This is a genomic window from Paenibacillus gyeongsangnamensis, from assembly GCF_027533625.1.
GTDB classification, from domain to species: domain Bacteria; phylum Bacillota; class Bacilli; order Paenibacillales; family NBRC-103111; genus Paenibacillus_G; species Paenibacillus_G gyeongsangnamensis.
Genome location: NZ_JAQAGZ010000001.1, coordinates 70,767 through 84,480 on the forward strand (window position 1 = coordinate 70,767; position 13,714 = coordinate 84,480).

The window sequence follows — 13,714 nt, forward strand, 5'->3', positions numbered from 1 at the left end:
GATTTGAGCCATGCTAAACATGGGATATTGACTTGAATTCATTGATGGAATGGAGAGATTTTTATGAAATTAAAAGACAAAGTTGCCATCGTAACAGGAGGAGCAAGTGGAATTGGTGAAGCGACTGTTCGCCTTTTTACTGAGGAAGGGGCAAAAGTGGTCATTGCTGACTTTTCAGAACGCGGTAAAGAAATATCGGAAGAGTTGAATGCGAATGGATATGATACGTTATTTGTTAAAACAGATGTAACAAAAGAAGAAGATATTAAACAGATGATCAATGAAACCGTGAGCAAATACGGTAAGCTAGATATTATGTACGCAAATGCCGGAGTCGCTGATGATGCACCGGCACATGAGTTATCCTATGAAAAATGGAAACGAACCATTGATATTAACTTGTCAGGAATATTCCTTTCTGACAAATATTCGATTGAACAGTTTCTTAAACAAGGCACAAGCGGTGTCATTGTTAACGCCGGTTCTATTCATAGTTTTGTTGCCTTGCCAAATCCAACAGCCTATTCCTCTGCAAAAGGCGGCGTGAAGTTATTAACTCAAAACTTATGTACGGCTTATGCAAAAGACGGCATTCGCATTAATGCGGTCTGCCCTGGTTATATTGACACTCCATTGCTTGCAAATGTTGATCCTCAAAAGAAAGAATATTTAGCTTCTCTTCATCCACAAGGCAGACTTGGAAAACCGGAAGAAATTGCGAAGGCTGTCTTATTTTTAGCAAGTGATGATGCTAGTTTTATTAATGGTACAACCCTTCTTGTTGATGGGGGCTATACCGCACAATAATTTAAGTTAAAATACGATAGCAATGGGTAGAATAGTTATCGAGCGAATATAGCGGAAGAGCCTTGAAATGATCAGGGGCTCTTCCGCTCCTTTTTTATCGATTCATCTCCGCTTTTACGGCTAAGGCAAGGTATTCTCATAAATTGAAGATGGCGCAAAAATGATCGATTGCTTATTCCTAAGAATTTAATACGAACGAAAAATCGCCGATATACGACATCGTCCGAAATGATGTATGCTCAGGTCACAGGGACATCCATTCAAGGTGGAAGAGCCTTATTTACAGCAAAGGGGAGTGTTTCTATGAAAAGAAAACGAATGAAAGCGTTATCCGTTATGACATCTGTTCTCGCACTATCGATGGTAACGGCTTGCGGTAACCCCGGAACTACAAAAGATGCCGCAAAAGACGGGGCGGCAGCAAATTCTAAAGAAGCTGTGAAAGTATCCCTATGGACGCCGATGAATCCTAACGCCAAAGCGGTAGTCAAAAGCTTGAACGAACTTCCGATGGTGCAAGAATGGGCAAAAAAAACGAATGTAACTTTTGACTTTCAGCATTCTTCGGGGAACACGCCTCAAGATGACCTTCAGCAATATGGCGTTATGATCGCTTCTGGCAATTTGCCGGATGCAATGCTGTGGGATTGGAAAACCGTGCAGGGCGGAACCTCCAAAATGTTCAAAGACGGCACGATTATTAAACTGAATGATTTAATCGATAAGTATGCGCCGAATTTGAAAAAATTGATGGATGCCGACCCTCAAATCGCCAAACAAATCAAGGCGGATAACGGCGATATTTACGCCATGCCTAGTATTAGAACAGGTCAATATGGGCAGTACAAAACATTCAGCGGTTTGGTCATTCGTCAGGATTGGCTCGATGAGCTCGGACTGAAATCGCCGGAAACGGTAGACGAGTGGGAAACTGTACTCAAAGCTTTTAAAGAGAAGAAAGGCGCAATTCCTTTTACTTTTGAAAAATCGAATCCGATTTCATTTGCCGATTTTGCAGGTGCATTCGGTGTGCCAGGAATATCATCGGTAGTCAACTCAGACAGCTTCTATATCGATAACGGAAAAGTAAAATTCGGACCTGCCCAACCGGAGTTCAAGCAATACTTGGCTACGATGCAAAAGTGGTATAAAGAAGGCCTGATCGACCCGGATTTCGCGTCCAATGACAGAAAAACGATGGATGCGAAAATAACATCTGGCAAAGCAGGTGCGTTCTACGGCTTCATCGGCTCGAATATTGGCACCTATATGCCGGCTCTGACGAAGACAGATCCGAAAGCAATGCTCGCCGCCGTTCAATATCCGGTATTGAAGAAGGGTGAAGAGCCGAAGTTCGTGAAAGCATCCTGGGATGTCAACTCCGTCGGCACAGTTATTACAAGCGCGAACAAACATGCTGCCGAAACCGTGAAAGCGCTGGACTATCTGTATAGCGAAGAAGGCGCGATGCTCAAAAACTTCGGAATCGAAGGTCAAACATATACGAAAGTAAACGGCCAACCGCAGTATACCGACTTGATTTTGAAAAATCCGGATAACCTGCCGATCGCTCAGGCGATGGCTAAATATTTTATCGCCAACTACGGTTTCACCGGATTGGACGACGACCGTTACAACGATCAATATTATCAATTGCAGCCGCAAAAAGACGCCGCGAAGGTCTATTCGAAATATACCAAAAATGCATACTCCGTCATGCTGCCGCAGGTAGTGTTAACTCCTGAAGAAGCGAAAGAATCGGGTAAGATTCTGAACGATGTCAGCACCCTGTTGACCGAGCAAATTACGAAAGTAATCATGGGTGCCGTAAGTGTTGACGATTATGACAAAACGGTACAGCAATTGAAAAAAATGAACATCGATCGCGCTGTAGAGATTTATCAGGCGGCGACGGACCGTTACAACAAACGTTAATCGGTTGAAAACCTTGAGGGGAGCGAGCCTCCCCTCTCAACAAAAAATTTTAGGGCTTCCCGTAAAGCCATTTGCGGAGGGCTATTAGGAAGTGAGACCATGGCAAAGTCTATTCGGGTTCTAATGGAAGACATAAGAAAAAATCGCGCGATCTACCTGATGGTACTGCCGGTCGTGCTATATTTCTTCATATTTAAATATTTTCCGATGTACGGCGCCGTTATCGCCTTTAAGGATTTTACCCCCGCGAAAGGGATTTGGGGGAGCGATTGGGTAGGCTTTCAGCATTTCAAGGATTTCTTTCAAAGCTATTATTTCTTCCGGGTGCTGCGCAATACGTTTCTGATCAGCTTTTATAACCTGATTTTCGGCTTTCCGGCTCCGATTATTCTCGCGATCCTGCTCAATGAGATTCGCCAGAAAGTATTCAAATCGCTCGTACAGACAGTTTCCTATCTGCCTCACTTTATTTCCGTCATCGTCATTGCAGGGCTAATCATCGACTTTACGAACCGCGGCGGTGTCGTGAACTCCATCATTGTGTTCTTTGGCGGACAGGATTCCGCACTTATGAATAATGCCGGTAACTTCCGTACGATATTCGTCAGTACGTCCATTTGGCAAGAGCTGGGTTGGTCGTCCATCATTTATTTGGCTGCGTTAAGCGGGGTCAATCCGGAGCTGTATGAAGCTGCCCGTGTTGACGGAGCAGGCAGGTTCCGGCAAATTTGGAGCATAACGCTTCCATCGCTCATTCCGACGATTATGATCCTTCTCATTCTTCGAATCGGCGGATTAATGGAAGTCGGATTCGAGAAGATCGTCCTGTTGTATAACCCGAATACGTATGAAACGGCGGATGTCATTTCATCCTTTGTATACCGTGAAGGTCTAGCGCAAGGCAACGATTATAGCTATACGACGGCTGTCGGATTGTTTCAATCGATGATCAACTTTATTTTACTTATTAGCGCCAACAGCTTATCCCGCCGATTCTCCGGGAACCGGTTGTGGTAGGAGGAACTAACGATGAAAATAAGCGCAGCTGAGCGACTATTCGATATTGGTAATGCGATTCTGATGATATTGCTTATCGTATGTACTTTGTATCCGCTTTATTATGTATTCATGGCTTCCATAAGCGATTCCAATTTGCTTATACAGCATTCGGGCTTGTTGCTTAAGCCGCTTGGATTTAATCTCAGCGCTTTTAAAAAAGTGATTGACAACCCGAACATTTTGACGGGATATGGGAACACTCTGCTCATCTTGGTTCTGGGTACAGCGGTCAATCTGTTTTTTACGACGATTGGAGCCTACGCGCTTTCCCGAAAATTTGTGCTCAGGAAGTTCTTGATGATCGGCATTGTGTTCACCATGTATTTCAGCGGCGGGTTAATTCCCACGTACCTGTTGATTAATAATTACTTGCATATGGGAAATAGTTATCTTGCGCTCATCGTTCCGGTTGCGATCAACACGTGGAACTTGATTATTATGCGAACCTCGTTTGAAGCTATCCCCGAGGGCCTGCTGGAATCGGCCAAAATCGACGGCGCAGGGGAATACCGCATTTTATTTCAGATCGTGGTTCCACTGTCCATGCCTGTAATTGCAGTAATGGTACTTTATTATGGGGTAGCTCACTGGAATTCCTGGTTCAACGCGATGTTATTTATTCATGATCGCGGGAAATTTCCGCTGCAGCTTATTCTTCGGGAAATTCTTGTGCAGAACAGCACGGACTCGATGACAACGGGTACAGGGAATGCAAACGATACGCAAGCGATTGGGGAAAGCATTAAATACGCAACGATTATGGTAGCTACGCTTCCGATTCTGATTGCTTATCCTTTTTTGCAAAAGTACTTCGTCAAAGGCGTTATGGTCGGAGCTATCAAGGAATAAATCAAAGTACGCGAGTGACTTCATTCTTTTCATGTCCGCTCTCCCTGTTTGATGTTGATAACAAGGGCTGCGGACTTGTTTCAATTAGTGAACATCAGCTATATACAAAAATGGAAACGATTACATTCCCGAATGGAGCGCTCGGCAAAACGTTTACTGCCAAATTTAATCTGGGGGCGGCAGTCGTTCCGGCCGCGCCGGTATTAAACGGCCCGACTTCAGGCAGTTCACAAGTTTCTTTCTATGCGAATACAAACTTTGGAACGGCGGCCACATTGGTTGTGAAAAATGATGCTGTCGGTTCGTATTTCGTACATCAAATATGATTTGTCCTCAATTACCGGTACGGTTACGAGTGCTAAGGTCATGTTGGTTCCGACGAGTGAAGGTATGGCGGGGATCACCAACCAGGCTAATCTTGTAAGCGACAACACTTGGGGGGGAACAACCCTGACATGGAACAACCAACCTGCAGCCGGCACCCTGCTCACTACCTGGACAGCGCCGGCGGTAGGAACGTCCGTACAAATTGATGTGACTTCTCAAGTACAGGCAGCATTGACGGGAGATAAGAAGCTTTCCATTCGTATCTCCTCACCTGCAAATCAAGGATCGACCGGAGATGTCAGTTATGCCTCTAAGGAAAACGGGACTGCTTCGTATCGGCCTGTTATCGTAATTAATTAAAAATAAAATACAAATCCCTTCAGTACTTGCCGCCTGAAGGGATTTGTATTGAAATCAGGACGGCATTCATTCACAAAAAATGTTTATGGCGCAAAAATCGACGATGTACATTCGTCGGAGTATAATGGGATAATATGATGAACAGCATGAGAAGGGAGTCTTCATTTTTGAAGCGGAGCGTATATTTATTTTTGCTTTACTCCAACCTAACCATTCTATGTATTCCAATCGTTATCACCATGCTGGTACTCTTTCAATCGCAGCATTTACTGAGCTCAGAGGTCATTAATTCCAATAAAGCGCAGCTTAATCTGTTGAAGCAATCGCTGGACAACCAGTTTAAGGACATTAAAACGATGGGTCTGCAGCTTTCTTTGGACCCGAAGGTGATCAAATACGTTAATCAGGAGGATTTTAAAAATCCGCAGGCTAGGATGGATACATTGGATCTTATCTCTTCATTGCATTCTTATGCCGCTTCGAATGGGGTAATTAACGATATTTATATATATATGAAAAATCAGCATTTTGGCGTCACGACTTCAACGATGAATCAAGACGACCTCCTTTTCAAATTATTCCATGAGAATAAAGGCATTACAATGAAACAGTGGAGCGATAGTATGGAGAAAGCATACTTCGGGAACTTCGTCCAATTATCCCGCGATGACTTGGTCTTTATGCAATCGCTTCCCATTCAGGATATCAATGAATCGAAGGCAACGCTTGTCGTTATGCTCAATACCGATCGCCTGAAAGCAACGATCTCGAACATGCAGCTCGCCAAAATAGGAAGTGTGCTGATCCTGGATTCCAATAACAATCCGATCATGATTGCAGGCGAAACGGAGCATATTTCCGATATTGAATTCAGGCAGATCGGTCCAGCGGAAGGTACATTTAGCCAGCGATGGAACAACAACGAAGTGACGGTTTCTTACGTGTCCTCGCTTGAAAATGGGTGGAAGTATGTATCCATCGTTCCCACCAAGGTTTATTCCGCCAAGGTAAGCCAGTTAAGAAGTTGGATGGTTGCCAGCTTATTAATGTGCATTATTATCGGCGGAGCGCTATCCATTTACCTGACACGGAGACATTATATGCCGATCCGCCGTATGGTGGATATGGTTTCTCCGAAGGTAAAATCCAATTTGGAAGGAATAAAGAACGAATTTTCACTGCTCCAGTCCTTTATGTCGGAGAATGCGGCTTCCCAGGATACGATGAATCGAACAATCCAAAAGCAACAAAATGTACTTCGCAGCCATTTTCTTGCGAGATTGCTGAAAGGCAGAGTGGAGAGCGGTTCTGCGCTCTCGCAAGCTTTGGAATCTTTTGAATTACAATTCGAGACGAACCGATTTGCCGTCTTGTTGTTTCATATCGGGGATTATGAGCCGTTGTTCCGTGATAGCCGCCAGCAAGACGCTGAGTCCAATTTACAGTTCGTCCATTATATAGTGACGAATATTACTGAAGAGCTGATTGGCAGAAAGCATAATGTATTCTCCACCGAAGTGGATGGCATGATTGCCTTCCTGGTCAATATACAAGGCGAAGATGAAGTTCAGACGAAGCAAGATTTGATCGAGATTGCTCAAGAGGCTCAGACGATCATTCAAAATAAATTTTATATTCAGCTGACGATCGGCATAAGTGATATTCACCCGTCATTGACAGGCATTCCTTTTGGATTCGAGGAAGCGCTTGAGGCGTTGGAGTACAAATTTGTCATTGGCCCTAGTCAAATCATTCCATTCGAGCGGATTAAGCGGCCGAAGAATGAGCTCTATTATCCGCTGGACACGGAGCGCCAGCTTATTAATCATATCAAAACCGGGCACTACGAGGAGGCTATGGAGGCGGTCAGCGAACTGATCGTAACGAATGTATCGGATGGCACATTATCACTGCAGCTAGGCAAGCTCCTGATGTTTGAGCTAATCGGAACGATTCTGAAGGCTACGGAACATTTCCAGCCAGAACAACACGAGCTCATGATAGAGAAGCATGCTCTGATCAAACAGTTAACCCAGTGTGAATCGTTCGCGGAAATTGAAGAGGAAATTTATAAGTTTTTGAAAACGGTTTGCGACTACGTCGATTCAAAGAAAAAGAGCCACAATACCAATCTGAAAGATCAAGTATTAAGCTACATTGATGAGAATTTGGCCGATATGGATTTAAGTTTAACCATGTTATCATTGAAGTTCGAAGTGAATGCGCCGTACTTGTCGCGGTTCATCAAAGAGCAGCTCGGAGAAACTTTCATCGATTACGTCAATAAACAGCGTGTCCAATTGGCCAAGAAGCTTATGCTGGAAACCGATAATACGATCGCGGAGATTACGGAGAAGGTCGGTTTCACGAACAGCAACTCCTTCATCCGGGTGTTCAAAAGGTATGAGGGCATTACGCCTGGACAGTTCAGAAAAGGCGAGTAAGAAAAATTGACGATCGTGCAAAAATCGTAGATATACTTGCGCTAGGTTTAATGTGATAATACGGCGAAAAAACAAAGAGGGGAGACTATTTACATGTGGCGTAGGGCAATTGAAGATGCGGTGGGAAAGATTCGCCGTAATCTGGAACAGCACGGGCTGACGTTTCCGCATATCACTAATGAGAAGCGCTATGAATGGTCAGCCAATGAAGATTGGATCGAAGGCTTTTACACAGGCCTTGTTTGGCTGAGTTATGAGTATAACGGTGATCCTTACTTCAAAGAGCAGGCACAGCTGCAAATTGGAGATTTCAAACGCAGGCTGCAGCAGCGCATATGTTTGGAGCATCACGATATCGGTTTTCTTTACGGATTGTCTGCTCTTGCCGGGTGGATTGTGGAGCGGGATAACGATGCCCGCGAGCTTGCTATGCAAGCCGCCGATCATTTGATGGGCAGATGGAGATCGCAAGGGGGATATTTGCAAGCCTGGGGGCCGGAGAACGACGAGCAGAACGGCGGCCGAATCATCATCGACTGCTTGATGAATTTGCCGCTGCTGTACTGGGCCTCTCAAATGTCAGGTGACCCCAGCTATGGAGAAGTAGCGTATAAACAAGCAGAGCTGTCCAGACGTTTCTTAGTTCGCGGAGACGACTCCTCTTATCATACGTTTTATTTTCAGAAAGAGAATGGCAATCCGCTGGGCGGAGGTACGCATCAAGGCTATCGGGACGGCTCCACATGGACGCGTGGTCAGGCATGGGGCATTTATGGATTTGCCCTTTCGTACCGCTATACGCAGGATCCGGCGTTTCTTGGAACGTCCAAGCGGCTGCTGCGTTATTTCGTCGATCATTTGCCGGAAGATCACGTCGCATACTGGGATTTTGACGTTCCGATAGAGGAGCATACAAGCCGGGATAGCTCGGCATCGGCCATTACCGCTTGCGGCATGCTTGAGCTATTGGAGCTGCTGCCTGAAGGAGACCCGGATCGCGCTTGGATTTCAGACAGCTTGGAGCGTACGATGCAATCGTTAGTGATGCATTACGCTACAATCGGAGAGGAAGCCGAAGGCTTGCTGAAGCATGGCTCGTATCATGTTAGAGGAAACAGTGGATTGGATGACTATATGATTTGGGGCGATTACTACTATCTGGAGGCGTTAATGCGTCTGGAACGATCTGTACCCGGATATTGGTATGAGCGAAAAGACGGCATCAAAGGAATACGGAATTTTTGACATATAAACAGTAAAGAGCAGGCGCCGCGGACCTGCTCTTTTTATTAAACTTTTTTCGTTTAAGAAATATGTGGAACATTCCATCTAAAAATCCACTTTCTGATCTCAGTAACATCATCATTGAAGCGTGACAGTCAGCTTGTAGTGCAAAAAAATCAGCCGTTTGGATAAATCCAAGCTCTGCCTTCAACGGTTATAATGAGATCAATTAAAAAAGCAGAAAAAGAAAGCTATTACCGAATGTAAGGAGGGTCAAAATGCCGATTTTTAACAAGATGGAAACCCGTTGTCTTAGTTCACTAGCGAAGGTTTTTCCAGATCAGGATTTGAACGAACCTCCATTTGATCGAGGTTCCGCGCTGCTGAATGAAACGTATTCCTTTCAAGTTGCCTTTCGGGCAACGAAAGAAGCGAGTCATGCCATGAAACATGTGCAAGTGCATGCTGAATCCGGCCTGGGTGAAATGGTATCCGTACGCCTTGTCGGTCTTGTCCCATCCGAGTTGCCCATCTATGGCGATCATGACGACCGAATTCTTCGCGGTACTCCTGGTCTTTACCCTGACCCGTTATTTCCAATTGATGCTACGGAGGGGGTCGCGGTTTTACCTCATCAGTGGCGTTCGGTTTGGATAACCGTGGAACCGGTTGAACCTATCTTTGCTGGCTTATACCCGATTCGGGTGATCTTTGCCAGCGAATCGGGTGATACGTTAGCAGAGGAGAAGTTCGAACTTGAGCTCATTCCTGCGTATCTTCCGAAGCAGACGCTGGTTCATACCGAGTGGTTCCATACGGATTGTCTAGCCACATACTATCAAGTAGAGGTATTTAGCGAAGCTCATTGGAGCATTATTGAAGCGTTCATTCGTTCCGCGGTTTGCCGGGGTATGAATATGCTGCTTACCCCGTTGTTTACACCGCCACTTGATATGAAGGTCGGTGGCGAACGAACGACTGTACAACTGGTGGATGTATATAAAAAAGGGCGCAATTATACCTTCGGATTCGAACGGCTCAAAAGGTGGGTGGAATTGTGCGATAAATGTGGAGTGTGGTATTTCGAATTCTCACATCTGTTTACGCAGTGGGGAGCGAAGCATGCGCCAAAAATTATGGCAGAGGAAAACGGTCGTTTAACACAAATTTTTGGCTGGGAAACCGACGCTGCAGGGGACGAATACGGGGAGTTTCTTGATCAATTTTTACCCTCGCTTGTCTGTTTTATTAAGGAGCATGATCTTGAAAAAAGAAGCTATTTTCATGTTTCGGATGAACCTTATTTGGACCATGTGTCAGGATATTCCCGTGCGAGTGAAAGGCTGGCGCGTCATTTATCAGGCTTTCCGATTATTGATGCGCTTTCGAATTATGAATTTTACGAAAAAGGCATCATAAAAAATCCAATTACTCCCATTGATCATATAGAGCCCTTCCTGGAGAATGGTGTCCGTAACCTTTGGACGTATTATTGTTGTGCTCAGTATAAATCCGTTGCAAACCGGTTCTTCTGCTTTCCTTCCTCGCGTAACCGTATTATAGGCATGCAAATGTTTAAGTACCAGATCGCCGGTTTTCTACATTGGGGGTATAATTTCTGGTATTCGCAATATTCATTAAGGGTAATTGACCCTTACCGAACGACCGATGCGGATGTGGCGTTTCCTTCTGGCGATGCTTTCGCGGTTTATCCGGGTGCAAACGGCCAACCTGTAGAGTCTATTCGGCTTGCCGTATTTTACGAGGCGCTGCAGGATATGCGTGCTTTGCAGCTTTTGGAGGAGTTGATAGGCCGTGAGGAAACGCTTAAGATGCTTGAAGAAAACTTGGAGCAAGAACTAACTTTCAGAAACTTTCCGACGGATACAGACTGGCTGCTGGCATGCAAGGAAAAGATGAACCGGAAGATCGTTGAAGCGATACGTCGTCAGTCCGTAAGTACATAGAGATTTTGAAAGATTTTGAAGAAGCGTCAAATAGTTGCGGGCGGCACAGAGGACTACCCCTGCTACTGAGACGATTTTTGGCAAGAAGGAACTGAATGTTTTGAAGATGAAGGAATCGTAAAAAGCGAGTATAGCAAGAAGGCCCTAAGCTCCTTCATGGAACCTAGGGCTATTTCAGTTGGATTTTCTAATGAATCAACAGGTGATGTAATCGTATAGTATCTCAAAATTACTGTTGCCTTACATTGAAGAAGGTGATATATTATGTGTGTAACCGGTACCACATTATCATATATCGATATACCGACTGTAAATTGCTTATATTACTTATGTTTCTATTAATGAAAATGAATTAAGCACCAACGTGTGGTATCGTTTACACATGGAAAAGGATGGTGAACGATGTCAACAATTCGTGATGTCGCAAAGCTTGCAGGGGTTTCCGTCGCTACGATCTCCCGTTATCTAAACAAAAGCGGATATGTGAACGTGGAAACGGAGCTTAAAATTAAAAAGGCCATCGAAACGCTGAATTATTCGCCGAACGCGGTGGCCCGAGGCCTGGCAGGCAAGAAAACTAATACTATTGCACTGATCTTACCAGACATTTCAAACCCGTTCTTTCCCGAATTGGCAAGGGCTGTCGAAGACGTAGCCTCTATGTACGGTTATGCCGTCATCCTGTGCAACTCGGACAACCAGGGGATGAAGGAACAATCTTATATCGAGATATTAAAAAAGAAACATATCGATGGCATTATTTTTGCCTCAAATACGCTTAGTCATACCGAAGTGGCGCATTTGGATAAGAATGGAATTCCACTGGTTTGCTTGGACCGGGCTCCCGGCAAGCAATCGTGCAGCGTGGTCCGTTCTCAGAACAAGAACGGAGCGAAGCTCGCAATAAAGCATCTCCTGGGGATGGGCTGCCGTAAAATCGCTCATATTTACGGTCCGCATGAGCTCATTACGGCCAAAGAACGTCTCATCGGTTATGAGGAATCCGTTACAGGCTTCGATTGGTATTCCCCAACCTTAACGATGGAGGGCGATTTTTCGATCGCCGGAGGAATGCACGCTGCACAAGTGCTGATGGATCGGCATCCGGACATCGACGCCATATTCGCGGGCAACGATTTAATGGCCGTAGGCGCGCTTAAGGCGTTGATCCGCAGGGGCATCCGCGTTCCGGAGCAGGTGGCGGTATGCGGCTTCGACGGCATTAACATGACCGAGATTACGGAACCGGAAATCACGACGGTAGCCCAGCCGATCTATGAGATGGGGGCGCTCGTTTCACGCATTTTAATCAAAAAAATTGAAGGCATCATGGAGGCGGACCAGACCTATGAGCTGGATGTGTCCCTGATCCCCAGAAAGTCGACCCAAAGGAGAGAGTCATAATGAATGCGCCCAACATTACAGTCATCGGGAGCTTAAATATGGATATTGTCGTCGAATCGGACCGATTCCCGGTACAGGGTGAAACCTTGCTAGGCAAGGCGATCCGGTTTCTTCCCGGCGGCAAGGGAGCGAATCAAGCGGTAGCTTCGGCCCGGCTCGGGGCATCCACCCGGATGATCGGAGCCGTAGGCGATGACAGCTTCGGACGGGAGCTGCTGCAAGCTTTAACGAACGAAGGCATCGTGTGCGAAGGCGTGCGTGCCTTCCCGGATGCGACGACGGGGATCGCCAATATCTTTGTATCCCAGGGTGATAATAGCATCATCGTCCTGTCCGGGGCCAATCATCTTCTTAATCCCGAGGATATCGATCGAATCAAGCTTGCCATTGAACAAGCGGACATCGTTTTATTGCAATTGGAAATTCCTTTGGAGACGGTTTCGCATGCAGCCAAGCTGGCCAAATCGTTCGGGAAAACCGTTGTGCTGAATCCTGCGCCTGCGCAACCGCTTCCCGAGTCCCTGCTGCGGGACGTCGATTATATTACGCCGAACCGGACGGAATTAAGCTTGCTGACAGGGTTCTCCGAGAACGACGATCTGGAAGCTTCGATGCGGAAGCTGATCGGGATGGGAGCACGGCACGTCATTACGACGCTTGGCTCCGAAGGCTCTGCATTCATTGAAGCAAGCGGGCCTCTCGTAAAAGTACCAGGCTACAAAGTTCCTGTCGTCGATACGACCGGAGCCGGCGATTCCTTCAATGCGGCTCTTGCTTATTCCCTCGCTCAACGTAAGAGCTTGGAGGAGTCGGTTTCTTTTGCAGCGAAGGTATCGGCTCTGGCCGTAACCAAATTCGGAGCGCAGCCGGGCATGCCTACTTTAGAGGAAGTCGAACAATTTACAACACGAATGAGGTAGCAGAGATGAAAAAAACAGGCATCATGAACAGCCGCATATCTAAAATCGTCAGCGAGCTGGGCCATACGGATTCGATCGTGATTTGCGATAGCGGGCTGCCAATTCCACCCCATGTCGAGCGGATCGATATCGCCCTGAAGAAAGGCGTCCCTTCTTTTCTTGAGACGCTTGCCACCGTGCTGGAGGAGATGCAGGTGGAATCGGCCGTCGTCGCTGAGGAAATGACTAAGGCGAATGCGCAGCTTAGACAACAATTGGCCCCGGTCATGGAAGGCATACCGATCCGAGCCGTAACTCATGAGGAGTTCAAGCGAATCACCCATCAAGCGAAAGCCGTCATCCGTACCGGCGAATGCACGCCTTACGCGAATATCATTCTTAAGGCCGGAGTGATCTTCTGATCAAGGAGGGAGTTTCA

Annotated in this window: 11 protein-coding genes; all 11 read left to right on the forward strand. The window is 46.1% G+C overall.

Annotated features, from left to right (window positions below):
- Positions 1-63: 63 nt before the first annotated feature.
- The 11 genes from O9H85_RS00355 (at position 64) to rbsD (ending at position 13,697) form a co-directional block, all read left to right on the forward strand.
- The gene (locus O9H85_RS00355; RefSeq protein WP_269879285.1) at positions 64-807 is read left to right on the forward strand and encodes an SDR family NAD(P)-dependent oxidoreductase; all 744 of its coding nucleotides are present in this window, start codon (positions 64-66) and stop codon (positions 805-807) included.
- Between the two features lie 303 nt (positions 808-1,110).
- Complete coding sequence (locus O9H85_RS00360) at positions 1,111-2,742, forward strand: type 2 periplasmic-binding domain-containing protein (RefSeq protein WP_269879286.1); 1,632 nt, start codon at positions 1,111-1,113, stop codon at positions 2,740-2,742.
- 99 nt (positions 2,743-2,841) lie between these two features.
- The gene (locus O9H85_RS00365) at positions 2,842-3,759 is read left to right on the forward strand and encodes an ABC transporter permease (protein WP_269879287.1); all 918 of its coding nucleotides are present in this window, start codon (positions 2,842-2,844) and stop codon (positions 3,757-3,759) included.
- Positions 3,760-3,771: 12 nt separating this feature from the next.
- On the forward strand, positions 3,772-4,650 hold the full coding sequence (locus O9H85_RS00370) for a carbohydrate ABC transporter permease (protein WP_269879288.1): 879 nt from the start codon (positions 3,772-3,774) through the stop codon (positions 4,648-4,650).
- A gap of 288 nt (positions 4,651-4,938) precedes the next feature.
- Positions 4,939-5,337 (forward strand): CBM96 family carbohydrate-binding protein, encoded by a 399-nt coding sequence (locus tag O9H85_RS00375; RefSeq protein ID WP_269879289.1) that lies wholly within the window; start codon positions 4,939-4,941, stop codon positions 5,335-5,337.
- Positions 5,338-5,504: 167 nt separating this feature from the next.
- Complete coding sequence (locus tag O9H85_RS00380) at positions 5,505-7,781, forward strand: helix-turn-helix domain-containing protein (protein WP_269879290.1); 2,277 nt, start codon at positions 5,505-5,507, stop codon at positions 7,779-7,781.
- A gap of 93 nt (positions 7,782-7,874) precedes the next feature.
- Complete coding sequence (locus O9H85_RS00385) at positions 7,875-9,026, forward strand: glycoside hydrolase family 88 protein (RefSeq protein WP_269879291.1); 1,152 nt, start codon at positions 7,875-7,877, stop codon at positions 9,024-9,026.
- Between the two features lie 257 nt (positions 9,027-9,283).
- Positions 9,284-10,972, forward strand: coding sequence for a DUF4091 domain-containing protein (locus O9H85_RS00390; protein ID WP_269879292.1), 1,689 nt, complete (start codon positions 9,284-9,286; stop codon positions 10,970-10,972).
- Positions 10,973-11,374: 402 nt separating this feature from the next.
- The gene (locus O9H85_RS00395) at positions 11,375-12,376 is read left to right on the forward strand and encodes a LacI family DNA-binding transcriptional regulator (RefSeq protein WP_269879293.1); all 1,002 of its coding nucleotides are present in this window, start codon (positions 11,375-11,377) and stop codon (positions 12,374-12,376) included.
- Positions 12,376-13,296: a ribokinase gene (rbsK, locus tag O9H85_RS00400; RefSeq protein ID WP_269879294.1), complete on the forward strand. Its 921-nt coding sequence runs from the start codon at positions 12,376-12,378 to the stop codon at positions 13,294-13,296. Before O9H85_RS00395 ends, rbsK begins: the two co-directional genes overlap by 1 nt.
- Positions 13,297-13,301: 5 nt before the next feature.
- Positions 13,302-13,697 carry a D-ribose pyranase gene (gene rbsD, locus O9H85_RS00405; RefSeq protein WP_269879296.1) on the forward strand — a complete coding sequence of 132 codons (396 nt, stop codon included), beginning with the start codon at positions 13,302-13,304 and terminating at the stop codon, positions 13,695-13,697.
- The last annotated feature ends 17 nt before the right edge of the window (positions 13,698-13,714 follow it).